Source organism: Stenotrophomonas sp. 05L414_2 (genome assembly GCF_056397905.1).
The window spans coordinates 14,895-38,520 of record NZ_JBFTOJ010000018.1; the positions used below are offsets into that span (position 1 = coordinate 14,895).

Annotated in this window: 16 protein-coding genes and 1 pseudogene; 8 read left to right on the forward strand and 9 right to left on the reverse strand. The window is 67.2% G+C overall.

Annotation, left to right across the window (positions count from 1 at the left end; translation table 11 throughout):
- The first annotated feature begins 114 nt into the window (after positions 1–114).
- A complete protein-coding gene (locus AC1DJN_RS04315; protein ID WP_025874683.1) occupies positions 115–873 on the forward strand; it encodes a DUF3011 domain-containing protein in 759 nt (252 codons plus the stop codon).
- Positions 874–916: 43 nt separating this feature from the next.
- Here the strand turns inward: AC1DJN_RS04315 and AC1DJN_RS04320 are convergent, their stop codons facing one another.
- The 3 genes from AC1DJN_RS04320 to blaL2 all read right to left on the reverse strand — a co-directional run bounded on the left by AC1DJN_RS04320 (position 917) and on the right by blaL2 (position 3,862).
- Positions 917–1,558 carry a hypothetical protein gene (locus tag AC1DJN_RS04320; protein WP_025874684.1) on the reverse strand — a complete coding sequence of 214 codons (642 nt, stop codon included), beginning with the start codon at positions 1,556–1,558 and terminating at the stop codon, positions 917–919.
- Positions 1,559–1,614: 56 nt separating this feature from the next.
- Positions 1,615–2,829, reverse strand: coding sequence for a cation:proton antiporter (locus AC1DJN_RS04325; protein WP_032975144.1), 1,215 nt, complete (start codon positions 2,827–2,829; stop codon positions 1,615–1,617).
- 106 nt (positions 2,830–2,935) lie between these two features.
- The gene (gene blaL2, locus AC1DJN_RS04330) at positions 2,936–3,862 is read right to left on the reverse strand and encodes a L2 family extended-spectrum class A beta-lactamase (protein WP_282279913.1); all 927 of its coding nucleotides are present in this window, start codon (positions 3,860–3,862) and stop codon (positions 2,936–2,938) included.
- A gap of 174 nt (positions 3,863–4,036) precedes the next feature.
- Between blaL2 and ampR the strand changes: the two genes are divergently transcribed.
- Positions 4,037–4,900, forward strand: coding sequence for a LysR family transcriptional regulator AmpR (ampR, locus tag AC1DJN_RS04335; RefSeq protein ID WP_180830797.1), 864 nt, complete (start codon positions 4,037–4,039; stop codon positions 4,898–4,900).
- A 91-nt stretch (positions 4,901–4,991) separates the two neighbouring features.
- On the opposite strand, the gene AC1DJN_RS04340 is transcribed toward ampR, so the two are convergent.
- Positions 4,992–6,857 carry an ABC-F family ATP-binding cassette domain-containing protein gene (locus AC1DJN_RS04340; RefSeq protein ID WP_025874689.1) on the reverse strand — a complete coding sequence of 622 codons (1,866 nt, stop codon included), beginning with the start codon at positions 6,855–6,857 and terminating at the stop codon, positions 4,992–4,994.
- A 334-nt stretch (positions 6,858–7,191) separates the two neighbouring features.
- Between AC1DJN_RS04340 and AC1DJN_RS04345 the strand changes: the two genes are divergently transcribed.
- Positions 7,192–9,579, forward strand: coding sequence for a TonB-dependent receptor plug domain-containing protein (locus AC1DJN_RS04345; RefSeq protein WP_282279915.1), 2,388 nt, complete (start codon positions 7,192–7,194; stop codon positions 9,577–9,579).
- 158 nt (positions 9,580–9,737) lie between these two features.
- Positions 9,738–11,438 (forward strand): YbaL family putative K(+) efflux transporter, encoded by a 1,701-nt coding sequence (gene ybaL, locus AC1DJN_RS04350; RefSeq protein ID WP_478038912.1) that lies wholly within the window; start codon positions 9,738–9,740, stop codon positions 11,436–11,438.
- Positions 11,439–11,952: 514 nt separating this feature from the next.
- Here ybaL and AC1DJN_RS04355 read toward each other — a convergent pair.
- On the reverse strand, positions 11,953–12,840 hold the full coding sequence (locus AC1DJN_RS04355) for an AraC family transcriptional regulator (RefSeq protein ID WP_282279916.1): 888 nt from the start codon (positions 12,838–12,840) through the stop codon (positions 11,953–11,955).
- A gap of 83 nt (positions 12,841–12,923) precedes the next feature.
- Entirely contained in the window at positions 12,924–14,210 is a 1,287-nt protein-coding gene (locus AC1DJN_RS04360) for an O-acetylhomoserine aminocarboxypropyltransferase/cysteine synthase family protein (RefSeq protein WP_033831836.1), read from the reverse strand.
- A gap of 180 nt (positions 14,211–14,390) precedes the next feature.
- On the opposite strand from AC1DJN_RS04360, the gene AC1DJN_RS04365 reads away from it, so the two are divergent.
- The 3 genes from AC1DJN_RS04365 (at position 14,391) to AC1DJN_RS04375 (ending at position 17,353) form a co-directional block, all read left to right on the forward strand.
- On the forward strand, positions 14,391–15,125 hold the full coding sequence (locus AC1DJN_RS04365; RefSeq protein ID WP_025874693.1) for a winged helix-turn-helix domain-containing protein: 735 nt from the start codon (positions 14,391–14,393) through the stop codon (positions 15,123–15,125).
- The gene (locus AC1DJN_RS04370) at positions 15,122–16,411 is read left to right on the forward strand and encodes an ATP-binding protein (RefSeq protein WP_313115884.1); all 1,290 of its coding nucleotides are present in this window, start codon (positions 15,122–15,124) and stop codon (positions 16,409–16,411) included. Before AC1DJN_RS04365 ends, AC1DJN_RS04370 begins: the two co-directional genes overlap by 4 nt.
- A 141-nt stretch (positions 16,412–16,552) precedes the next feature.
- Positions 16,553–17,353 (forward strand): MipA/OmpV family protein, encoded by an 801-nt coding sequence (locus tag AC1DJN_RS04375; RefSeq protein WP_025874695.1) that lies wholly within the window; start codon positions 16,553–16,555, stop codon positions 17,351–17,353.
- 84 nt (positions 17,354–17,437) lie between these two features.
- Here the strand turns inward: AC1DJN_RS04375 and clpB are convergent, their stop codons facing one another.
- Both clpB and AC1DJN_RS04385 read right to left on the reverse strand, forming a co-directional pair.
- Complete coding sequence (clpB, locus tag AC1DJN_RS04380) at positions 17,438–20,023, reverse strand: ATP-dependent chaperone ClpB (RefSeq protein WP_478038913.1); 2,586 nt, start codon at positions 20,021–20,023, stop codon at positions 17,438–17,440.
- A gap of 180 nt (positions 20,024–20,203) precedes the next feature.
- Positions 20,204–21,019, reverse strand: coding sequence for a DUF3014 domain-containing protein (locus AC1DJN_RS04385; RefSeq protein WP_442252333.1), 816 nt, complete (start codon positions 21,017–21,019; stop codon positions 20,204–20,206).
- A 149-nt stretch (positions 21,020–21,168) separates the two neighbouring features.
- On the opposite strand from AC1DJN_RS04385, the gene AC1DJN_RS04390 reads away from it, so the two are divergent.
- The gene (locus AC1DJN_RS04390) at positions 21,169–21,879 is read left to right on the forward strand and encodes a glutathione S-transferase (protein ID WP_100436829.1); all 711 of its coding nucleotides are present in this window, start codon (positions 21,169–21,171) and stop codon (positions 21,877–21,879) included.
- A gap of 21 nt (positions 21,880–21,900) precedes the next feature.
- Here AC1DJN_RS04390 and AC1DJN_RS04395 read toward each other — a convergent pair.
- Positions 21,901–23,442: pseudogene (locus tag AC1DJN_RS04395) on the reverse strand (SulP family inorganic anion transporter); the annotation flags it as partial.
- Between the last annotated feature and the right edge of the window lie 184 nt (positions 23,443–23,626).

A 23,626-nucleotide genomic window follows, 5' to 3' on the forward strand; every position in this document is an offset into this window, starting at 1 on the left:
AAAGCCTCTTATTCTGCGGCCGACGCCCCGGCCGGGGCAAATGCGGACGGTCACGCGGGCTTGATCGCCCCCGTCCTTATAGTCGCGCACCTACTCCCGTATGGGGATGTCGCCATGAAACCGCAGTCCCTGGCCAGCCTGGCCGTGATCCTTGGCACCTTTACCGCGCTCGCCCTGCACTCCGCCCCTGCCGCCGCGCAGGACGGGGTGGTCCGCTGCGAGAGCCAGAACAACCGCGAACGCGTCTGCAACACCGGCTGGCGCGATGCCCGGCTGGTCCGCCAGCTGTCCGGCTCGGCCTGTGTGGAAGGCCGAACCTGGGGCACCCGCAATGGCAGCATCTGGGTCAACAACGGCTGCCGCGCCGAATTCACCCAGGGCCGAGGCGGCTGGGGTGGCGGCAACGGCGGCGGTTGGGGTGGTGGCAACGGCAACGGCAACAGCGGCACCGTGCGCTGCGAAAGCCAGGACAACCGCGAACGCAGCTGCCCGGTGGGCTGGCGCAACGCACGCGTGGTCCGGCAGATCTCCGGCACGCAGTGCGTGGAAGGCCAGAACTGGGGCGTGCGCAACGGCGCGATCTGGGTCAACCGCGGCTGCCGCGCCGAGTTCGCCGAGGCCCGCGGTGGCTGGGGCGGCGGCAATGGTGGGGGCAATGGCGGCGGCTGGGGTGGTGGCAACAGCAACTACACCGTGACCTGCAGCAGCAACAACAACCGCCAGCAGAGCTGCAACTGGGATGAACGCCAGGGCCGGCCTGTGCTGCAGCAGCAGCTGTCCGGCAGCGCCTGCCAGGAAGGCCGGACCTGGGGCTACTCGCGCGGCAACGTGTGGGTCAGCAACGGCTGCCGGGCGCGCTTCGGCACGCGTTGAGGGGTAGCGCCGGGCTGTCCGCGGCAGCATGCCAGGGGGCCGATCAGGGTGCCGGCGCCGCTGCATCACCCCAGGGCGCCGGCGGTAGCGCGACCGGCTTGCTGAGATCGAACTCGACCCGGAAACGGCGCCCTTCCGGGCGCGTCAGCTCATAGACAAACCGCTGGTCCGGCTCGATCTCCATCGCCCAGGTGTTGTGGGTTGAAGCCAGCATGTCGGCACGGCGGAACATCGCCACCGATTCGCCATCGGCGGGGAACTGCTGGCGTTCGGCGGTGCCCGGCGGCTTGCTGTCACCGCCGTACAGGGTGATCGCATCGGGGCTGCCATCGGCGTGGCGATGGTCGTGCTTCAGGCGCAGCCCGTGCTCGGTGCGGGTCAACACCCAGGTGCGCGAATGGTCATCGCCGACGTGGAACGGGATGCGCAGCTCATGGCCCGGGTCGGCGCAGCCCCGCACGTGCATCACCAGCTTCTGCCCGGCGAAGGGGTCTTTACCGGTGGGGGCCGGCGTGTCTTCCACCACCTTGCCCTCGTACGCCTGGCCACAATGGGCAGCGACCGCGGCCATGAAGGCGTCGGCCGGCGCGGTCGACAGATCGTGGTTGACCGTATGCGATGGCTGCGAGCAGGCGGCGAGGCCGAGCAGGGCGAAGGCGGAAGCAACAGCGGCGATCGGTTTCATGCCCCAACCCTAACGGCCATGGCCGATGGGCGCAAACCGCACTCCCTGGATCCACCTCAGCGCTCGGCTGCAGGGGCGGCGGCAACCACGTCCGTCGCCGCCACCGGCGCATCTTCGCCCTGCCCTGCCGGCTCCTGCTCGACCGGATCGACATCGAACGGCGTGCGGAACACCAGCGAGGGCAGCAGCGTGGTCAAGGCGGCATACAGCAGCAGCGCGCCGAACAGCACCGCGGGAATCTGGAAGCGATCGCGCATGATCGCGGCCAGCACCAGGGTGAAGATCAGCGTCGGTGCCAGCGCCAGCGACACACGCAGGCTGCTGCGGAAGCTCTCGCCGAACATCACGCGGCGCTGCAGCCAGACCACCGCGATGCGCAGGGGCAGCACCACCAGGGTGATGACGATGCCCAGCCCCAGCGCCTCCCAGCTCAGCGCTTCGCTGGGCACCTTGGTGCCGGCGTTGAAGAAGTAGAACGGCACGAAGAACGAGGCGAACAGACGCAGCGCATGCAGGTTTTCGTGCGAGGCCAGCAGCGGCATTCGCTGGTGCAGCAGGCGCGCGACCAGGCCGGCAATGAAGGCGCCAACCAGGTAGTACACGCCCAGCAGGTAGGTGATGTACGCCGCCACCATGCCCACCATCACCAGCAGTGAGAATTCCGAGCCCGGCGCATGCGGCGCGACCCAGCGACCAAGCGCGATGAACAGCAGCGGCAGGCCGATCATCATCGCCAGCAGGGCCAGGCTGGACAGCGCCATGTGCCCGGGATCGCCAGCCTGCAGCACGATGAACAACGCCGCCAGGGCCAGCAGTTCGCCGGCGATGGCCTTGCTGGTGACCCAGAACCGCTCGTCCTCGCTCAGCCCCAGCCGCGACAGCGAATCCATGATGAAACCGGTGGAGGGGGTCAGCAGCGCAAGTGCCAGCAACCCGGCCGCCTGCCATGGCAGGCCGGCGTAACGCCAGGCCAGCCAGCCGACGCCGAACAGGGTGGCACTGCGGATCAGCAGATGCGCCAGCAGCGGCCACATGCCGCGCCGCAAGGCCTGCAGGTCAACTTCCAGGCCGGCGAACAGGAACAGTGAGGAGATGCCCAGCGTGGCCAGCAGCGCGATGACCGCGTCGTGCGCCTGGTCGCCCAGCCAGAGCATGCCGATGATGCCGAACAGCAGGCAGGTCAGCGGCGCCGGCAGGCTGAACCGCTGCAGCGCGCGCGGGATGACCAGCAGCGCGAAGATCAGCAGCAGGTAGACCAGTTCATGGCTCATCGGGGGGACTTCCGTGTGGATCGAACGCGCGCAGGATGCGGGTTCGATCCGGATCGGGCAAGCCGGACACGGCTGAAAGTGTCCTCTCCTTTCGGCAGAGCGCCCTTCAGCGGATCAGCCCATCTGCAATCCGCCCGACCTGCGCAAGTACCGCCGCGCGCTGTTCGAAGCTGATCGTGCCCGCCTGCAGATAGGCGGTCAGGACCCAGGGCGAACCGCCCTGCACCGGCCACAACACGGCGATGTCGTTGCGGGCGTCTTCGCCATTGCTGCCGGTCTTGTCGCCCACCCGCCAGCGCTTGCCCAGGCCCGCACGAAGGCAGGCATCGCCGGTTTCGTTGTCGATCAGCCAGTCGGCCAACTGCTGGCGTGAGGCAGGCCTGAGTGCATTGCCCAGCACCAGACGCTGCAGCGTCGATGCAATGGCCGCCGGCGTAGTGGTGTCGCGGGGATCATCGATGGCGAAGCTGTTCAGTTCCGGCTCCAGGCGATCGCTGCGGGTGATCGTGTCGCCGGTGGCGCGCAGGAACGCGGTCACCGCCGGCGGCCCGCCGATCGCTGCGAACAACAGGTTGGCGGCGGTGTTGTCGCTGGTGATCAACGTGGCCCGGCACAGGTCACGCACGGTCAGGTCCTTGCCGACGTGGCGGCGGGTGACCGGCGCGTGCTCCAGGAGGTCCTGGGTCCGCACCGGCAGGCGCCGGTCCAGCAGTGCCGCATCGCGCTCGGCCTGCTTGAGCACCGTGGCGGCCAGCACGCTCTTGAAGGTGCTGCACAGCGGGAAGCGTTCGTCCTGGCGATGGCCGAGGCGACGACTACCGGCACTGTCGAGCAGGGTTACGCCGAGTCGACCGCTGCACGCCTTTTCCAGTGCGGCGAAGTCGGCGGCGGCGGCGATGGCGGCATCGACCGGTGTGGCGGGCACGGTGGCGGGCACGGTGGCGGGTGCGGCAGCCCGGGCCAGCAGCGGCAACGCAAGGGTGGAGGCGACTGCGGCACTACTGAACTGCAGGAATCGACGACGGGCAAGCATGCGGAATCCTCGTGGAAGCTGTCCCGATTATTGAAAGGGTGGGCAAAGGCGACCAGCGCGTTTTTTCAGCGTCAGCCATGAGATTAATTCATGCATGACGCATTAAACCCTTTATTTATCCAACGCCCATGGCAAGGCGCTACCATCAGCCATCATCCTGCCTCACACGTCCCCATGCTGCACCCCACCCTTTCGCTGAATGCGTTGCGCGCCTTCGAAGCGGCTGCCCGGCACCAGAACTTCACCCGCGCCGCGCTGGAACTCTGCGTCAGCCAGGCGGCGCTGAGTCACCAGATACGCGGACTGGAGGACCGGCTGGGTATCCGCCTGTTCCACCGCCTGCCCCGCGGCGTGGCGTTGACCGAGGAAGGAGCAGCCCTGTACCCGGTGCTCAATGAATCCTTCGAGCGCATTTCAGCCAGCATCGCCCGCTACACCGGTGGCCCGGCGCGGGAAGTGCTGACGATCGGCGTGGTCGGCACCTTCGCCACCGGCTGGCTGCTGCCGCAGCTGGCCGCGTTCGATGCGGCCCACCCGGATATCGAACTGCGGCTGCAGACCCACAACAACCGCATCGACCTGGCCGGTGAAGGCCTGGACCTGGCGATCCGTTTCGGCGATGGCGACTGGCAGGGACAGGCCTGCACGGCGATCCTGGACGCGCCGTTCGCGCCGTTGTGCGCGCCGGCACTGGCGCGGCGGCTGAAGCATCCGCGCGACCTGGCGGCCTTGCCGCTGCTGCGTTCGTACCGCAGCGACGAATGGCCACGCTGGCTGCAGATGGCCGGGGCCAACGGCGTGGAAGCACGCGGACCGGTGTTCGATTCGTCCTTGACGCTGGCGGTAGCTGCGGCCGGTGGCGCGGGCGTTGCCCTGCTGCCGTTGCGCATGTTCGAAGCGGACCTGGCCGAGGGCCGGCTGCTGCAGCCGTTTGCCACCACGCTGGAGCTGGGTCGCTACTGGCTGACCCGTCTGCGCTCGCGTGCCGAACGGGAACCGGCCAAGCGGTTCCGCGAATGGCTGCAGGCACAGGGATGAAACACGCGCGCCGCGGGTAGCGCCGGGCCATGCCCGGCGAGCGCAGCGGTTGGAAGAAGCCGCSGGGCATGGCCCGGCGCCACCGATGGAATCAGGACTCCAGCAGTTCCATCCAGGCCGCTTCGGCCTTTTCCAGCTGTGCGGCGGCGGCTTCGCGGTCGCGGCCGAGCACGGCCATGCGCGTGGCATCGGCATAGTTGCTCGAGTCGGCAAGCTGCCGGTCCAGTTCGGCCAACACACCTTCCAGCTCGGCGACCTTGGCTTCGGCGCTGGCCAGCTTGTGCGGGTTGACCGGCTTCTTCTGCACCACCTGCGCGACCGGTGCGGTCGTGACCACCACCGGTTCCTCCACCTGCTCCATGCGTGCCTTGGTGCCCTGCGCCTGCGGGCGCGTGCGCAGCCAGGCGGCGTAGGCATCGAGGTCACCATCGAAGGGTTCGACCACGCCGTCGGCCACACGCCAGAAGGTGTCACAGACCAGGCCGATCAGGTGGCGGTCATGCGAAACCATCACGATCGCGCCATCGAAATCGGCCAGTGCTTCGGCCAGTGCTTCGCGCATTTCCARGTCAAGGTGGTTGGTCGGTTCGTCCAGCAACAGCACGTTCGGCTGTTGCCAGGCGATCAATGCCAGCGCCAGGCGTGCACGCTCGCCACCGGAGAAACCATCCACCGGTTCAAAGGCACGGTCGCCCGGGAAATTCCACTTGCCGAGGAAATCGCGGAACGACTGGTTCGGTGCATCCGGGGCCAGGTCGCGGAAGTGCTCCATCGGCGACTGGCCTTCATGCAGCGACTCGACCGTGTGCTGGGCGAAGTAGCCGATGCGCAGGTCCGGGTGTGCGGCGCGCTCGCCGGCAATCGGTGCCAGTTCGCCCACCAGGGTCTTCACCAGGGTGGTCTTGCCGGCGCCGTTGGGGCCCAGCAGGCCGATGCGCTGGCCCGCTTCCAGGCCGAAGCCCACGTTGTGCAGGATCACCGAATCGCTGCCGTAGCCGGCCTCGACGTGGTTCAGGCGGATCAGCGAGAACGGCAGCTTGGCCGGCGGTGCGAACTCGATGCGGAATTCGCGCTCGGCGCGCACCGCCTCGGTTCCGGCCAGCTTGGCCAGGCGCTTCATCCGGCTCTGTGCCTGTGCGGCCTTGCTGGCCTGGGCCTTGAAGCGGTCGATGAAGCTCTGCAGGTGGGCGCGCTCGGCCTGTTCCTTCTCATGCGCGATCTGCTGCTGGCGCAGCTGTTCGGCACGCTGGCGCTCGAAGTCGGTGTAACCACCCGGGTAAAGCTTGGCGCCACCACCGTGCAGGTGCAGGGTGTGGGTGGCCACGTTGTCGAGGAACTCGCGGTCATGCGAGATCAGCAGCAGGGTGCCGGGGTACTTCAGCAGCCACTGTTCCAGCCAGTACACCGCGTCCAGATCCAGGTGGTTGGTCGGTTCGTCGAGCAGCAGCAGGTCGCTGGGCATCATCAGCGCGCGGGCCAGGTTCAGGCGCACGCGCCAGCCGCCGGAGAACGAGGACACGGCGCGGTGGTGCGTTTCGGCCGGGAAGCCCAGGCCATGCAGCAGCTTGCCGGCACGTGCTTCGGCGTCGTAGGCGTTCAGCTCAGCCATGCGCGTATGCGCCTCGGCCACCGCTTCCCAGTCTTCGCGGGCGGTGGCGTCGGCTTCGGCAGCCAGCACCGCAGCCACTTCGATGTCACCGCCCAGCACGAAGCTCAGCGCCGGGTCCGGCAGGGACGGGGTTTCCTGGGCAACGCTGGCGATGCGGATCTTGCCCGGCAGGTCGACGTCACCCTTGTCGGCCTCCAGTTCGCCCTTCACCGCCGCGAACAGGCTGGACTTGCCAGCACCGTTGCGGCCGACCACGCCTACCCGGTAACCGGCATGCAGGGTCAGGTCGACATTGGACAACAGCAGCCGCTCGCCGCGGCGCAAGGCGAAATTACGAAGCGAAATCATGGGGGGAGGCGTCCATATAACCGAATGGAATGTGCTGGTAAGCACTGTTCCTGCGACGCAATTCTAACGTTAACGAATACTTGACGCGCCCCGGGATGCGCGACGGCCGACGTTCCTCTCTCCCACGTCCTGTCCGCGCGCCTCCCGGGCCCCTTCCCCGTCACCGCCTGTCGCAGCTAAATGGTTGCTGCTGCAACGTTTTTTCTGATGACCGGCATTTGACAGGCACTGAATATCCCGTTAATTCCTGTATTGCGCACCGCAGCAACCGTCGTCCGCCTCACCCCCGTGATGTCGATTCCGGTGCCATCCCGCCAACCGGAGCCCCCTCCCGATGACCCGCAAGACCAGCCTGATCGCCGCCGCCGTCGCTGTCGCACTCGGTGGTTCTCCGTTCGTTGCCGCCGCCCAGCAGGCCGGCACCGCCGCCAACACCCTGGATACGGTGATCGTCACCGGCACCCGCGTGGCCGACCGCACGGTCGCCGAATCGCAGTCGCCGATCGACATCATCACCCCCGAGATCCTGCAGTCCACCGGTACCGGTGAGCTGGCCACCGCGCTGTCGCGCGCGCTGCCGTCGCTGAATTTCCCGCGCCCGGCACTGACCGACGGCACCAGCGGCGTGCGCCCGGCACAGCTGCGCGGCCTGTCGCCGGACCAGGTGCTGGTGCTGGTCAATGGCAAGCGCCGCCACACCTCGGCGATGATCAACGTCAACGGCAGCATCGGCCGCGGTTCGTCGGCGGTGGACATCAACGCGATTCCGATCGCCGCCATCGAGCGCGTCGAGGTGCTGCGCGACGGCGCCTCCGCGCAGTACGGTTCGGATGCCATCGCCGGCGTCATCAACATCGTGCTGAAGGGCAGCGGCAGCGGTGGCAGCCTGGCCGTCGATTACGGCCAGTACTCGGCTGGCGACGGCAACAAGTACCAGCTGTCCGGCGACACCGGCGTGGAATTCGGCAACGGCCGTGGCCGCGTGCACGTGGCCGGCCAGATCAGCCAGCAGGACGAGAGCGACCGCGCCGGCCCCTATCGCGGCACCACGCCGAATACCGTCAACTACCCGTCCGTGGGCCAGACCACCTTCATCGTCGGCGACCCGCGCGTGGACGCCACTGCGGCGTCGGCCAATGCCAGCTTTGATTTCAGCGACCACGTGACCGGCTATGCGAGCGCGCTGCTCAGCAACCGCGACATCACCTCGTTCGCGTTCTACCGTTCGCGCAACCACAACGGACAGACCGCGCTGCTGGCGCAGACCTACCCCGACGGCTTCGTGCCGGAGATCAACCAGTATTCCAAGGACCGCTCGCTGGTGGCCGGGGTCAAAGGCAACACCGACAACGGCTGGACCTGGGACCTGAGCCTGAACCACGGCGAGAACACCCTGGATTTCCACACCCGCAACAGCATCAACTACAGCCTGGGCGCGACCAGCCCGCGTTCGTTCTACGACGGCACGCTGAAGTACCAGCAGGACATCTTCAACGCCGACCTGACCAAGTCGCTGGACTGGGGCCTGGCCTATCCGGTCACGCTGTCCCTCGGCGGTGAGTACCGCCGCGAGAAGTGGGACCAGAACCCGGGCGAGCTGAATTCCTACACCGGCACCGGTGCGCAGGGCTTCGGCGGCTTCACCCCGACCAACGAAGTGCATACCGATCGCCACAACTATGCGGTCTATGCGGGCCTGGAAGCGGACCTGAGCGAGAAGTTCTCCGCCGGTGTCACTGGTCGTTACGAGGATTACTCGGACTTCGGCGACCGCTTCTCCGGCAAGCTGTCGGCGCGCTATGCCTTCACCGACAAGGTGGCGCTGCGTGCCACCGCCTCCAGCGGTTTCCGCGCACCGTCGCTGGCCCAGCAGGGCTACCAGGCGGTGACCAGCCAGTTCCTCAACGGCGTGTTCGTTGAACGCGGCACCTTCCCGACCACCAGCCCGGCCGCACAGGCACTGGGCGCGTCGCCGCTGAAGGCCGAGACCTCCACCTCCTACAGCCTGGGCCTGGTGCTGCAGCCGGTGGATCGCCTGTACATCACCGTCGACGCGTACCAGATCGACATCGACGACCGCATCGCGCTGTCGTCCAGCATCAGCACCAATGCCGCCAGCAGCGCGCTGCTGACCACGCTCGGCCTGCCGCAGGTGACTGCGTTCTCGTACTTCACCAACGGCCTGGACACCCGCACCCGCGGCGTCGACTTCGTGTCCAGCTACACCGTGCCGTTCAGCGCCAGCAGCCTGGAACTGACCGCGGCCTACAGCTACAACGACACCGAAGTGCAGCGCGTGGGTGGCACGCCGGCGGTGTTCGGCACACTGGGCCTGACCCAGTCGCTGATCGGCCGCGATGAAATCGGCCGCATCGAGGACAGTTATCCGCGTGACAAGACGATCCTGAGTGGCACCTGGCGTTCGGATCACTGGGAACTGGGCCTGGCGGCGACCCGCTACGGCGAGTTCACGGTGCGCAACTCAGCCACCGCCGCGCGCGACCAGACCTACGGCGACAAGTGGGTGCTGGATGCCTCGGCCAGCTACAAGCCGAGTGCGAACTGGACGCTGACGGTGGGCGCCGACAACCTGCTGGACGAGTACCCGGACCGCACCGAGGACCTGCAGAACTCGACCTTCGGCATGCTGCCGTACAGCAACTACTCGCCGTTCGGCTTCAATGGCGCGTATGTGTACGGGCGGATCAAGTACAACTGGTAAGCGGTAACGGGCGCGCCGGGCCCTGCCCGGCGGGTTCATCCGGGGTCAGATCCCTTTTCCTGCAGGAAAAGGGATCTGACCCTATTTGCTCCAAAGGTTTGCCGCATTTGGCTCATTAGGTGAAAATCGGGGCATCCCCCCGATTTCTGCGAGAGCCGATGCACCATGACACCGACCTGATCAACATCGTTGCCGTTGGTCTCGGGCTCGCCTTCATCTTCGGCGCGCTGGCCAACAAGCTCCGCTTGTCTCCTCTGGTCGGTTACCTGGTTGCTGGCATCTGCGTCGGGCCGTTCACGCCGGGCTWCGTCGCCGACCAGGMACTGGCCMMSCAGCTGGCSGAGMTSGGSGTSATSCTGCTGATGTTCGGSGTSGGCCTGYACTTCTCGSTSAAGGACCTGATGGCGGTCAAGGCCATCGCCATTCCCGGTGCCATCGGCCAGATCCTGGTCGCTACCCTGCTCGGCTGGGGCCTGGCGGCATTGATGGGCTGGCCGGTCATCCACGGCGTGGTGTTCGGTTTCGCGCTGGCCACGGCCAGTACCGTAGTGCTGCTGCGCGCGATGGAAGAGCGCCGCCTGCTGGAAACCCAGCGCGGCAAGATCGCGGTCGGTTGGCTGATCGTCGAGGACCTGGCCTGCGTGCTGGCACTGGTGATGATGCCGGTGATGGCCGGTGTGTTCGGGCCCGACGCGGCCAATGAACACCACACCCTCGGCAGCGTGCTGGCCAGCATCGGCTGGACGTTCGTGCAGCTGGGCCTGTTCGTGGCGGTGATGCTGGTGGTCGGCCGCCGGGTCATTCCGTGGATCCTGGAGCGCATTGCCGGTACCGGCTCGCGCGAACTGTTCACCCTGTCGGTGCTGGCGATCGCGCTGGGCGTGGCGTTCGGCTCGGCGATGCTGTTCGGTGTGTCCTTCGCGCTGGGCGCGTTCTTCGCCGGCATGCTGCTCAATGAATCGGAACTCAGCCACAAGGCGGCCAGCGATTCCCTGCCGCTGCGCGACGCGTTCGCGGTGCTGTTCTTCGTCTCGRTSGGCATGCTGTTCAATCCCGSCATCCTGATCGAGCACCCGTGGCAGGTGCTGGCCACCGCCGGCATCATCATGTTCGGCAAATCGGCGGCGGCGTTCTTCATCGTGCGCGCGTTCGGCCACCCCACTGGCACCGCGTTGACGATCTCGGCCAGCCTGGCGCAGATCGGCGAGTTCGCCTTCATCATTGCCGGCCTCGGCGTGACCCTGAAGATCCTGCCTCCGACCGGCCAGGCGCTGGTGCTGGCCGGCGCGCTGATCTCGATCATGCTCAACCCGCTGGTGTTCGGCCTGCTCGACCGCTGGCTGCTGAAGCACCAGGAAACCACGCCCACCGCGGTGGAGACCGAGCTGCCACCGGGGCCGTCGCTGGACCTGCACGACCATGCCATCGTCATCGGCTATGGCCGCGTCGGCAGCGCGCTGGCGCAGGTGCTGCGCGACCGTGGCGTGCCGGTGATGATCATCGACGACAACAAGGAACACGTGGCCGAGGCGCATGCCGCCGGCCTGCCCGGCATCCGCGGCAGCGCCGCCTCGGACAAGGTGCTGGCCGAAGCCCATCCCGAGCGCGCGAAGATCGCGGTGCTGGCGATCCCGCAGCCGCTGGAAGCCGGTGAGACCTTGGCCAAGCTGCGTGCGATCAACCCCAACCTGACCCTGCTGGCGCGTGCGCACAGCGATGCCGAAGTGAAGCATCTGCTTGAACACGGTGCCGACGGCACGGTGATGGCCGAGCGCGAGCTGGCCTACTCGCTGGCGGAAATGGTGATGGCTACCCCGCCGTACCGCAGTCTTGGGCAGCACAGCATCCCGGTGGTGTGAGGGGTGTGCAGCAGGGCTGCGCCCTGCACCCGCTGTGGTGCCGGCCGCTGGCCGGCAACCTCAACAGCCACAGCCGAAGCAGAAGCGGGGTTCCTGTGGGAAGGCGGGGTGGGTCCGGTKGCGGGGGACGCCGTGAATCCATCCCTGGAGGCTTGGCCGCGGCATCCATGCCGCGGACACCCCCGCAACCAGACCCACCCCGCCTTCCACAGATTTCAGCGAGCTGCGGGTACGGCGTTCGGTGCCGCTGTTGGTAGGTGTCGACCTTGGTCGACACAGTAGATCCACGCCATGCGTGGATGGGTCTCCATCGGAATCGAGTATTTCGACAGTGCATCAAAATGCGTCCACGCACGGCGTGGATCTACCTGGGTTGGCTGCGCCCAAAAAAATCCCCGGCCGACCCGCATCGGCCGGGGATGATATCGCCACGCCCTTGGAGAGCGTCTCTACCGTAACGCTTTCCTGCAGTGGTGGTGATCGCCTCTGGCGATGACGACCAAGCCAGCAGGTATCAGCCTGCCAGCGGCAGGCAGACGTCGGCACGCAACTGGTGGACAGGCACCTGTTCGGGATCATCCAGGAAGTGGAAGTACAGTGGCGCTTCGGCAAGCGCGTGCCCACTGTCCGGCCACCAGTCGCGCAGCAGCGCATCCCCCACGGCCTGCAGCTGCTCATAGGGGCCGACATGGTGGACGACCGCATGCGGACCGACGCCGAGGGCCTGCCGCCGCAGCGGCGACGAAAGTTGTGGCAGCGCGGTGGCAAATCCCATCCCGCAGTCGAAGCGGTGCGCCTGCGCGGGTACGTCCCGGTGGTCATCGATGGCGATGCCCACCAGGTGTAGCAGATCGTCGGCCAGCCCTTGCGCCTGCGCCCATTGGTACAGGCGGCCGAAGCTGGCATCGAGATCACCGAAGGCCCCCTTCGCGCGTAGCAGCACGACCTCGAACGGCTGAAGCGCGCGCACTTCCACCTTCAGCGGGGCGGCGGTCACTGCGTCCACGTCGGCCGGTGGATGCGCCAAGAGCTGCTGCCACTGCTGCCGCAGCGCTGCATCGGCGCGCAGCGCGCGCGGGGTGGTATCCAGGCGCTGCCTGCAGCGCCGCGCAAGGGCCTGCGCACTCTCATATCCAGCGGCCAGCGCAGCGTCGGTGACGCTTGCATCGGGCTGCTGCAGCGCCTGCAGGGCGTTGAGCAGGCGCAGCCGGTCCAGCGTCTGTCCGGGGCTTTCCCCGGTCAGTGCCCGGTACAGGCGCTGGAAGTGATAGGGCGACTGATGGGCGACAGTCGCCAGTGACGCTACATCCGGCAGTGCCTGCTGCTCACGCAGGCAGCCCTGCAGATGGTCGATGACCCGTTCGATTCCCTGCGCCTGGCGCAGGCCTGCAAGCCGCTTCATGACCATCTCCGCTGAGGACCTGGCTGCGATCGTGCCTGATCCTTTAGCGGGGTGCGTGACCGATCCTGCGCGATTGCCCGCCCTCAGGCCTGGGCGAGAGCCTGTTCTAGGTCCGCGCGCAGATCACCGATGTGCTCGATGCCGATCGACAGGCGCACGGTGTCCTCGCTGACCCCGGCCCTGGCCAGTTCGGCCGCATCCAGTTGGCGATGGGTGGTCGACGCAGGATGGGTGGCCAGTGACTTGGCATCGCCCAGGTTCACCAGCCGGGTGAACAGTTTCAGGGCATCGAGGAAGCGGGCGCCGGCAACGCGCCCGCCCGGCAGTCCGAAGGTCAGCACACCGGAGCCATGCCCGCCCAGATAACGCTGCGCCGCCGCGTGTTCGGGGTCGTCGGCCAGCCCGGCATAACGCACCCACGCCACCTTCGGATGCGCGCGCAGGTACTGCGCCACAGCCAGCGCATTGGCGTTGATCCGCTCCATGCGCAGCGCCAGGGTCTCGATGCCCTGCAGGATCAGGAAGGCGTTGAACGGTGACAACGCTGCGCCGGTATTGCGCAACGGCACTACCCGCGCACGGCCGATGTAGGCCGCCGCGCCGAGCGCTTCGGTATAGACCACGCCGTGATAGCTCGGATCGGGCTGGTTCAAGCGGGCGAAGCGTTGCGGCTGTGCCGTCCAGTCGAAGCGGCCGGAATCGACGATCGCCCCACCCAAGCTGGTGCCGTGGCCACCGAGGTACTTGGTGAGCGAGTGCACCACGATGTCGGCGCCATGTTCGAACGGGCGCAGCAGGAATGGCGTGGCCACCGTGTTGTCGACGATCAACGGCACGCCGGCCGCATGCGCGACCTCGGCGATGGCGGCGATGTCGGTGACGTTGCCGCGCGGGTTGCCGATCGATTCGACGAACACCGCCTTGGTGCGTTCATCGATCAAGGCCGCGAACGCCGACGGGTCAGCCGGATCGGCGAAACGCGCCTGGATGCCGTACTGCGGCAGCGTGTGCGCCAGCAGGTTGAGGCTGCCGCCATACAGCGCACTGGCAGCGACGATGTTGTCGCCGGCCTCGGCAATGGTCTGGATCGCATAGGTGATCGCGGCCTGCCCGGAAGCCAGTGCCAACGCGCCGATGCCCCCTTCCAGCGCCGCAACGCGCTGCTCCAGCACGTCGGTGGTGGGGTTCATGATGCGCGTATAGATGTTGCCCGGCACCTTCAGGTCGAACAGGTCCGCCCCGTGCTGGGTGTCATCGAATGCGTAGGCCACGGTCTGGTAGATCGGCACCGCCACCGCGCGGGTGGTCGGGTCGGGGCGGTAGCCGCCGTGCACGGCCAGGGTTTCCAGTTGCCACTGCGGATCGCTCATTGCGCCAGGCTCCTTCCGGGGAAACGCCCACCATAGGCCAGCCATCGACCGCCATTGAGAGCCCCTGGCGATGACGCCAGTACCGGCGGTTATCAGGTTGCCCGGGATTCAGGCAGTCGTCATGGGCCGTTGCTAGGCTTCGCCGCCGGGCCCTTCGCCCCGGACAAGGACGCCCTACCCATGCAGCCCTCCCCGTGGACTCCCGCCGCCGGCAACCCGACCCAGGTGCTGCTGGTCGAGGACGACCGCCGCCTTGCCGAGCTGGTCAGCGACTACCTGAGCGAACATGGATTTGCCGTGCAGCACGTGCCGCGTGGCGACCTGGCCAGCGCGGCCTGCCGCCAGCACGCGCCGGAACTGGTGGTGCTGGACCTGATGCTGCCTGGCCTCGGTGGCATCGACGTGTGCCGGCAGATCCGCAGTTTTTCCGACGTGCCGATCCTGATGCTGACGGCGTGCGAGGACGATATCGAACAGGTGCTGGGCCTGGAGTCCGGCGCCGATGACTATGTGCACAAGCCGATCGAGCCGCGCCTGCTGCTGGCGCGCCTGCGCGCGCTGCTGCGCCGTCGCCATGGCAGCGGTCCTGCCGGGGTGCCGTGCAGGCTGATGCATGGCGAGTTGCTGATCGATCGCGTGCAGCGCGAGGTCCACCTGCATGGGCAGCCCGTAGAGCTGGGCACCACCGAATTCGAGATCCTCTGGCTGCTGGCCAGCCAGCCCGGGCAGATCCTCTCGCGCGACCAGATCCTGCAGGCGGCGCGCGGCATCGGTTTCGATGGCCTGGACCGCAGCGTGGATGTCTGCATCGGCAAGCTGCGCCGCAAGCTGGGCGATGACGCGCGCGAACCGCGCCGGATCAAGACCGTGTGGGGCCGCGGTTACCAGTTCAACCCCTCGGCCTGGTCGGCGTGAAGCGCCTGTTCCTGTGGTTGTGGTTCGTCACCGGCGGCTGCCTGCTGGTGTCGGTGTTCAGCCTCAACCATCTGCTGGACCGCATCTACACGCCCCTGCAGGAACGAGTCTTCGTCGAACAGGTGCGCGGACAGGTGTATGCGCTGCGTAGCGGACTGGCCGGCTTGGACCGCCAGCAGCAACAGCAGCGCCTGCTGCAGTGGCAGCCGCATTACGGCATTGCGCTGTCACTGCTGGATGCACCGCCCCTGCTCGATGACGAAGAGCGCAGTGCCCTGCGCGGGGACGGCTTCATCGTCCGTGAGCGCTACCAGCAGGTGCTGCTGCCCATCGAGGGGACTGACGGACGCTGGCTGCAGCTGCGCCTTCCCGGCGAGGTGCAGATGACCCTGTACATGACCGCCGCCGCCTACCTGTGCATCCTGCTGCTGGTCGGCGCCTGCCTGTATGCCTGGGTACGCCTGCTGTGGCGCGACCTGGAAGCGCTGCGGGGTCATGCCGATCGCATCGGTGCCGGCGACCTGCAGGCACGTGCGCAGGTATCACCACGCTCGCAGATCCGGGTCATCGTCGAGCATTCCAACCGCATGGCCGCGCGCGTGGCCGAACTGGTGCAACGGCAGCGCGATCTTACCCATGCCATTTCCCACGAGCTGCGCACGCCGATCGCACGCCTGGCCTTCGGCCTGGATCTGATGCAGGACAGCAACGACCCGGCGCGGCGGGCACACCTCGCTGCCGGCCTGCATGGTGATCTGGCCGAGCTCAACCGGTTGGTCAGCGAACTGCTGGCCTATGAGCGTCTGGAGCATCCCAACGACGCCGAGCCCATGCAGCGGATCGAGGCGAACGACTGGCTGCAGGCCTGCATGGAAGACGCACGGCGCGATGCCGAGCGCGCGGGCCTGGTGCTGCAGGTCTGGCCCAGCGCGCTGCCACGCGTGGATGCCGAGCCACGCCTRCTGCAGCTGGCCCTGAGCAACCTGGTCGGCAACGCGATGCGCTATGCACGCACCCGTGTGGAGGTGTCACTGGTCAGCGTGGCCGGCAAGGCCTGCCTGCGCGTGGATGACGATGGCCCCGGCATTGCCGAAGGCGATCGCGAGAAGGTGTTGCGCCCGTTCACCCGCCTGGATGACAGCCGCAGCCGCGACACCGGCGGCTTTGGTCTTGGCCTGGCCATCGCCGGGCGCATCGCGGTTCGTCACCACGGCGAGCTGCGCGTGGGACGCGCGACCCTGGGCGGTGCACGCCTGGAAATGCACTGGCCACTGGCTGCCAGCTGAACGCCACGGGCCGCGCTTACAGTTGCTTACAACTCCCGCACAACTGCGGACGGATTGGTCGGTGGCATCCCGCCACGCTGTCGACCCAGCAGCACGCGCCGGATGCGCGCACTGCATTTCCTCCCACTGTAGAGAGTTGCCATGTCCCACCGTCGCCGTTTCCCCACCCTGCTCGGCCTGGCCCTGCTGCCCTTGTTCGCAACGTCCACAGCGCATGCCAAGGAGGATCAATGGACCTTCGAGCTGGCCGCCGGTGGCGGCGTTGCCCCGCGCTACAGCGGCAGCGAGGAATTCCAGGCCGCACCGACGCTGTCGTTCGACGTGACTTCGCCGGGCGGCTGGTTTCTGGGTACCAGCGGTGCGGGTTGGGGCACGGCGATCGGCGAACACACCCGCGTGCGTGCCTACGTCGGCGGCAGCGGCAGCCGACGCGAGAAGAACTCGATCCTCGGCGGCTCGGACTTCCTGCGTGGCATGGGCGATATCGATACCCGGCCCCTGGTCGGCCTGGCGGCTGGCTATACGCTGGGTGAGGCGGTGTTGAGTGGTTCCTGGCAGTACACGCTGAAAGACGATGACAAGGGCGACAACGGCCTTGCCACCCAGCAGATCCACCTGAACCTGGAGATGCCGCTGTTCGATCTGGCCGGTGGCGTGGTCAGCGGCAGCGTCTCCACCGACTACGGCAACCGCGGCTATATGCAGACCTGGTACGGCGTCAGCCCCGACCAGGCCGCACGTACCGGGTTCGCCCAGCACAAGCCCAAGGCCGGCCTGGTCAGCGCCGGGCTGGGCATGAAATGGAGCCATCGCGCTGGTCGCAATGGCAACTGGTACATCGCCGTGGAGGGCACCCGCCTGCTCGGCGACGCCGCCGACAGCCCGATCGTGCAGAAGGCCAACCAGTTCGGGTTGATGACCGGGTATACGCACCGGTTCTGAGCATGGCCGGCGAGCGCCGGGCACCGACGTTCGCGCTGGCAAAGAGACGGGGCGCTGCGATCATGCAGCGCCCCGTTGCACGCATCAGGCCTTGGCGAACACCAGATGGCCGCCGTCGTTGCCCACTTCGATGGTATCGCCGTTGACGAACGCACCGGACAGGATCTTCTGCGCCAGCGGGTTTTCCAGCTGTGCCTGGATCGCACGCTTCAGCGGACGCGCGCCGTAGACCGGATCGAAGCCGACGTTGCCGAGCAGATCGAACGCTGCATCGGACACCACCAGCTTCAGGCCACGCTCGGCCAGGCGCTTTTCCAGGCCACGCATCTGGATGCGCGCAATCTGCTTGATCTGCTGCTTGTCCAGCGGATGGAACACCACGATGTCATCCAACCGGTTGATGAACTCCGGACGGAAGTGCGCCTGCACCACGCCCATCACCGCCGCCTTCATCTGCGTGTAGGCCTCCGGCGTGTCATCGCCGCTCATGTCCTGGATCTGGTGCGAACCCAGGTTGGAGGTCATCACGATGACGGTATTGCGGAAGTCCACCGTGCGGCCCTGGCCATCGGTCAGGCGACCGTCGTCCAGTACCTGCAGCAGGATGTTGAACACATCCGGRTGMGCCTTTTCCACCTCGTCCAGCAGGATCAGCGAATACGGGCGACGGCGCACAGCCTCGGTGAGGTARCCGCCTTCYTCRTAGCCCACRTAGCCSGGGGGCGCACCRATCAGSCGYGCGACGCTGTGCTTCTCCATGAACTCGCTCATGTCGATGCGGATCATCGCGTCGGCGCTGTCGAACAGGAACTCGGCCAGCGACTTGCACAGTTCGGTCTTGCCCACGCCGGTCGGGCCCAGGAACAGGAACGATCCCCCCGGTCGATTCGGATCGGACAAGCCAGCGCGCGAACGACGCACCGCGTCGGACACCACCTTGATCGCCTCTTCCTGGCCGACCACGCGGTTGTGCAGCACCTCTTCCATGCGCAGCAGCTTGTCACGCTCGCCTTCGAGCATCTTGTTGACCGGGATGCCGGTCCAGCGCGAGACGACCTCGGCGATCTCCTCGTCGGTGACACGGTCCTGCACCAGCTTGAAGTCGTGGTTCTCCACTTCCTGGGCGGCGGCCAGCTGCTTTTCCAGCTGCGGCAGCACGCCATACTGGATCTCGCTCATGCGCGCGAAATCCTGCCGGCGCTGGGCCGACTCCAGTTCAACCTTGGCCTGCTCGACCTGTTCCTTGATCTTCGTCGTGCCCTGCAGCGCGGCCTTCTCCGACTTCCAGACTTCGTTGAGATCGGAGAACTCGCGCTCCAGCGCATCGATATCTTTTTCCAGATCGGCCAGGCGCTGCCGCGAAGCGTCGTCCTTTTCCTTCTTCAGCATCTCGCGCTGGATCTTCAGCTGGATCAGGCGACGTTCCAGCCGGTCCAGTTCCTCCGGCTTGGAATCGATCTCCATGCGCAGCCGTGAAGCGGCCTCGTCCATCAGGTCGATGGCCTTGTCCGGCAGCTGGCGGTCGGTGATGTAGCGGTTGGACAGGGTGGCCGCAGCGACGATGGCCGGGTCGGTGATCTCCACCCCGTGGTGCACCKCGTACTTYTCCTTCAGGCCGCGCAGGATCGMGAYGGTGTCCTCCACSSTCGGCTCGCCSACGAASACYTTCTGGAAGCGGCGCTCCAGCGCGGCATCCTTCTCGATGTACTKGCGRTACTCGTCCAGCGTGGTCGCACCGACGCAGTGCAGTTCGCCGCGCGCGAGTGCCGGCTTGAGCATGTTGCCGGCATCCATCGCACCGTCGGCCTTGCCCGCGCCAACCATGGTGTGCAGCTCGTCGATGAACAGGATGATCTGCCCTTCACTCTTGGCCAGGTCGTTGAGCACGCCCTTCAGGCGTTCTTCGAATTCACCGCGGAACTTCGCGCCGGCGATCAGCGCGCCCATGTCCAACGACAGCACGCGCTTGCCGCGCAGGCCTTCAGGCACTTCGTCATTGATGATGCGCTGGGCCAGGCCTTCGACGATCGCGGTCTTGCCCACGCCGGGTTCGCCGATCAGCACCGGATTGTTCTTGGTACGACGCTGCAGCACCTGGATGGTGCGGCGGATTTCTTCGTCGCGACCGATCACCGGGTCGAGCTTGCCGCTCTCGGCGCGTGCGGTCAGGTCGATGGTGTATTTCTCCAGCGCCTGCCGCTGCTCTTCGGCGTTCTCCGACTGCACGTTCTCGCCACCACGCAGTTTGTCGATGGCGGTCTGCAGGCGCGCCTTGTCGGCACCGGCAGCGCGCATCGCCATGCCCAGCGTGCCGCCGTCTTCCAGCGCGGCCAGCACGAACCACTCGCTGGCGATGAAGGCATCACCGTTCTGCTGGGCCAGCTTGTCGGTGTGGTTGAGCAGGCGGTTGAGGTCGTTGCCGATCGACAGGTTGCCGGCCTGGCCGGACACTTTCGGGAGCGCTTCAAGCGCCTCGTCCAGGCGTTCGCGCAGCACCGGCACGTTGACGCCGGCCTGGGCCAGCAGCGGCCGGGTGCTGCCCCCCTGCTGGTCAAGCAGGGCACTGAACACGTGCACCGGTTCGATGATGCTGTTGTCGCGGCCTACCGCCAGCGATTGCGCGTCTGCCAGCGCCTGCTGGAAACGCGAGGTGAGCTTGTCCATCCGCATTGCGAAACCTCATCGGTCATCTTGGCCGGCCCACGCCGGCGATGCTGGAAAGATGCGGTTGCCCCACCCCGTTTCAAGGGTGGCTGCGACTGCATTCGAAGGCCAGTCAGCCTGTGGCCAGCATGCCGGAAGCGGTGTTGTCGGCGCGTTGATCCGGATCAGATCTGCACGCTGGAGTCCTCAATGGGTGATCGCGGCCCGGATCGCCCGCAGCTGCTGCTTGACCGCCCGCGCCTGCGCCACGTCCATGCGCAGCAAGGCCTTCTGCCCGATCGAGCGCGACTGCAGGGTGGCATCGGCGAAGCGGTAGCGGCCGCGTTCATCGCGCTGCAGCGGTGGCGCCTGGGCCAGCTCCGGGGTGTCCAGCAGGTGGTCGATCACCGTTACCAGGCGATCATTGAAATACCCGTCGGGACGGCCCAGATCGACATACGCCTGCTGGATCAATGGATAGAAGCGCTTGTACGCGTGGGCCGCCGCCGCCGGGTCGAGCGCAGTGAAGGCCTGCACATAGGGCGCATAGCGCGCTGCATTGGCCGCGGCGATGCGTTCGCCGCCCTCGCCCGGCTCCACCTGCAGGCTGCCCGGTAGCGGCCGGAAGGCCAGCGCGGTAGGCGGCACACTGGCCTTGTCCAGGTTGTCGACCTGGGTGACCAGGCGCTGGATCAGGTGATCGCGCAGCAGCGCAGTCAACGCGCCCTCGCCCTTGAACAGTCCGCTCAATGTGCTCCAGGCGGCGGCATCGCTGTCGGCCAGTGACGGCAGTGCCGGGTCGGCGGCGGCCTCGGAATCCAGCGGATGCTTGATCGGAGAGGGCGCGGGTTCGTGCGTAGCAGCGGGCTTCGGTGTGGCGACTGCCGAGGTCGGCGCGGATTGCTCCGGCACCGCTACGCCATCTGCCAGGTGCTGCAACTGGTCGCGGAACAACCACGTGCCCGCGCCGCCCACCACCACCACGCCCAGAACCCAGGGCCAAACCACTTTTCCACTCTGCATGATGCAGAACCTCGCCTTTCAGCTGCATGGACAAGGTGTGACTGCCCTGATTCGGCAGGGTTCCCCAGCCATTCCGCTGCCGTTGTGGTTCACGCCTGCTTTGCGCGGTACGCGCGACCCTGCTGTTCCTGTTGGGTGGAGAAGCCTTCATGCAGTACGCGTTGTACTACTGGACCGGCATCCAGGGCCGTGGCGAATTCGTGCGGCTGGCGCTGGAAGATGCCGGCGCCGATTACGTGGACATGGCGCGTGTGCACGGCGACGCCGTGATGCAGCCGTTCCTCGATGGCCACAGCGAAGGTGCGCAACCTTTCGCGCCACCGTTCCTGAAGGCGGGGCGACAGGTCATCGCACAGGTCGCGGCCATTCTCGATTTCCTCGGCCCGACGCTGGATCTGGTTCCGCAGGCCGCCTCGCGGCGCATGCAGGCGCTGCAGTTGCAGCTGACCATCGCCGATCTGGTGGCCGAAGTGCACGACACCCACCATCCGATCGCCGCGTCGAAGTACTACGAAGACCAGAAGACCGAGGCCAGGGCGCGCGCGGCAGCGATGCGCGATGAGCGCCTGCCGAAATTCCTTGGCTACTTCGAGCAGGTGCTGAAGGCCAATGGCGGTCGCCACCCGCTGCGCGAACACTCCTACGTGGACCTGTCGCTGTTCCAGTTGCTGAGCGGGCTGGACTACATGTTCCCACGCCGCATGCGGGCGCTGTGGCCGACGTTGCCACTGCTGCGCGCGCTGAAGGATCGGGTGGAACAACGGCCCGGCATCGCCGCCTATCTCGCTTCGGAGCGGCGGCTTGCCTTCAACACCAACGGCATCTTCCGGCATTACCCGGAACTTGATGGCGAGAAGTAGCGCCGGGCCATGCCCGGCGGCAGCGCAACCCAACGCGGCGCCGGCGAACTGCCAGCTGATGACGCGGGCCAGGCCCTGCAGATCCCACGGCAGGTAGATGCCGCCGCGCGGATCCACCGAATGGATCAGGCCGAACAGGGTGAGCACCGCCGCCACCAGCAGGAAGCCGCAGGCGCGGCGCAGACGGCCATCGACCATCGCTGCGACGGTGGCGATCCACAGCATCGAGGTGATGATGAAGCCGTTGCCCAGCGCGAAGATCACCGCCAGCTCCGGCAGGCCGTGGCCATCGACGTGGGTCAGCAGCGCGCCCATCTGCTCGGCCGGAATCCAGCCCGGCGCCTTGATCGCCAGCAGGTAGGCCGCCGACGGCAGGAAGCCCAGCACCATCGCACCGGCATGCTGGCGCGGGGTGGCCTGGAACGCCTGGGTGGTGATGTCGATCGACACGTACACGATGATCGGCGCCAGCACCGCCAGCGGCAGCCACTGCACCAGCCCGGAAATGATGCCGAGCATGCCGCCGATGCCGACGAACAGGCCGGTCAGCAGCGTGTAGCCGCTGCGCGCRCCCATGTGCTTGTAGGCCGGCTGGCCGATGTACGGGGTGGTCTGCGCMACGCCACCGCAGACGCCGGCGACCAGCGTGGCCACTGCCTCCACCAGCAGGATGTCGCGGGTGCGGTAGTCATCGCCGGCCGCGCGCGCGCTTTCGGATACGTTGATGCCACCGACCACCATCAGCAGGCCGAACGGCAACAGCAGCGGCAGGTAGGTCATCGCGGTCGGCAGGCCCTCGATGAAGCCCAGCGTCGGCAGCGGCAGCACCACCTGCGGCGGCACCCAGGCGGGAATCTGGAAGCCGGGCACACCCAGGCCGGCCAGGCCGAGCCCGTAATACAGCACGGTGCCGAACACGAAGGCCAGCAGCACACCGGGGCCGCGCAGCGGCAGCTTGCCCTTGGCGATCAGCACGTACAGCAGCAGGCCCAGCGTGGTGAAGCCCACCAGCGGCGAGCGCAGGGTCTCCAGCAAGGGCAGCAGGCCCATCAGCACCAGTGCGATGCCCGCGATGGAACCCAGCAGCGCAGCGCGCGGCAGCGCGCGGGTCACCGCTTCACCGAAGAAGGACAGGATCAGCTTGAGCACGCCCATGATGACCAGCGAGGCCATGCCCAGCTGCCAGGTGGCGATGGCGGCGGCATGCGGGTCCAGGCCCTGATGCTTGAAGGCCAGGAAGGCCGGGCCCAGCACCAGCAGCGCCATGCCGATGCTGGTCGGCGCATCCAGGCCCAGCGGCATGGCGGTGACGTCGTCGCGCCCGGTACGCGCGGCCAGGCGCCGTGCCATCAGGGTGTACAGCAGGTTGCCGACCAGCACGCCCAGGGCAGTGCCGGGGAACATGCGGCCGAAGACCACGTCGGCGGGGAACTGGAACATCCCGACCAGGGCCATGGCGATGAAGCCGAGGATGGAGAGGTTGTCGACGACCAGGCCGAAGAAGCCATTGAAGTCGCCAGCGACGAACCAGCGGCGCGGCGCGGTGGAAGCGGGAGCGGACATGGAAGGGGCGGTGGGGGTGGGGACCGCCGATGGTAGGCCCAGCGGGGCCGGCGCGCCAATTCCCGAGTGGAATGATGGGTTCCAGCCAACGGCGGAGCCCCTCGTGGTTGGTCGCTGAAAGCAGCCTATCGGCGTGGGTCGTGCGGGTGGGCTGCGCAGGACACGCCGTAAACCCGTCCATGGG

Excerpts from the sequence above, each read along its gene's own strand:
- AC1DJN_RS04345 (WP_282279915.1), top strand. The coding sequence starts at position 7,192 with ATGACCCGCAAGACCAGCCTGATCGCCGCCGCCGTCGCTGTCGCACTC.
- AC1DJN_RS04320 (WP_025874684.1), bottom strand. The coding sequence starts at position 1,558 with ATGAAACCGATCGCCGCTGTTGCTTCCGCCTTCGCCCTGCTCGGCCTC.
- AC1DJN_RS04385 (WP_442252333.1), bottom strand. The coding sequence starts at position 21,019 with ATGCAGAGTGGAAAAGTGGTTTGGCCCTGGGTTCTGGGCGTGGTGGTG.
- ampR (WP_180830797.1), top strand. The coding sequence starts at position 4,037 with ATGCTGCACCCCACCCTTTCGCTGAATGCGTTGCGCGCCTTCGAAGCG.
- AC1DJN_RS04365 (WP_025874693.1), top strand. The coding sequence starts at position 14,391 with ATGCAGCCCTCCCCGTGGACTCCCGCCGCCGGCAACCCGACCCAGGTG.
- AC1DJN_RS04325 (WP_032975144.1), bottom strand. The coding sequence starts at position 2,829 with ATGAGCCATGAACTGGTCTACCTGCTGCTGATCTTCGCGCTGCTGGTC.
- blaL2 (WP_282279913.1), bottom strand. The coding sequence starts at position 3,862 with ATGCTTGCCCGTCGTCGATTCCTGCAGTTCAGTAGTGCCGCAGTCGCC.
- AC1DJN_RS04375 (WP_025874695.1), top strand. The coding sequence starts at position 16,553 with ATGTCCCACCGTCGCCGTTTCCCCACCCTGCTCGGCCTGGCCCTGCTG.
- AC1DJN_RS04390 (WP_100436829.1), top strand. The coding sequence starts at position 21,169 with ATGCAGTACGCGTTGTACTACTGGACCGGCATCCAGGGCCGTGGCGAA.
- AC1DJN_RS04360 (WP_033831836.1), bottom strand. The coding sequence starts at position 14,210 with ATGAGCGATCCGCAGTGGCAACTGGAAACCCTGGCCGTGCACGGCGGC.
- AC1DJN_RS04355 (WP_282279916.1), bottom strand. The coding sequence starts at position 12,840 with ATGAAGCGGCTTGCAGGCCTGCGCCAGGCGCAGGGAATCGAACGGGTC.
- AC1DJN_RS04315 (WP_025874683.1), top strand. The coding sequence starts at position 115 with ATGAAACCGCAGTCCCTGGCCAGCCTGGCCGTGATCCTTGGCACCTTT.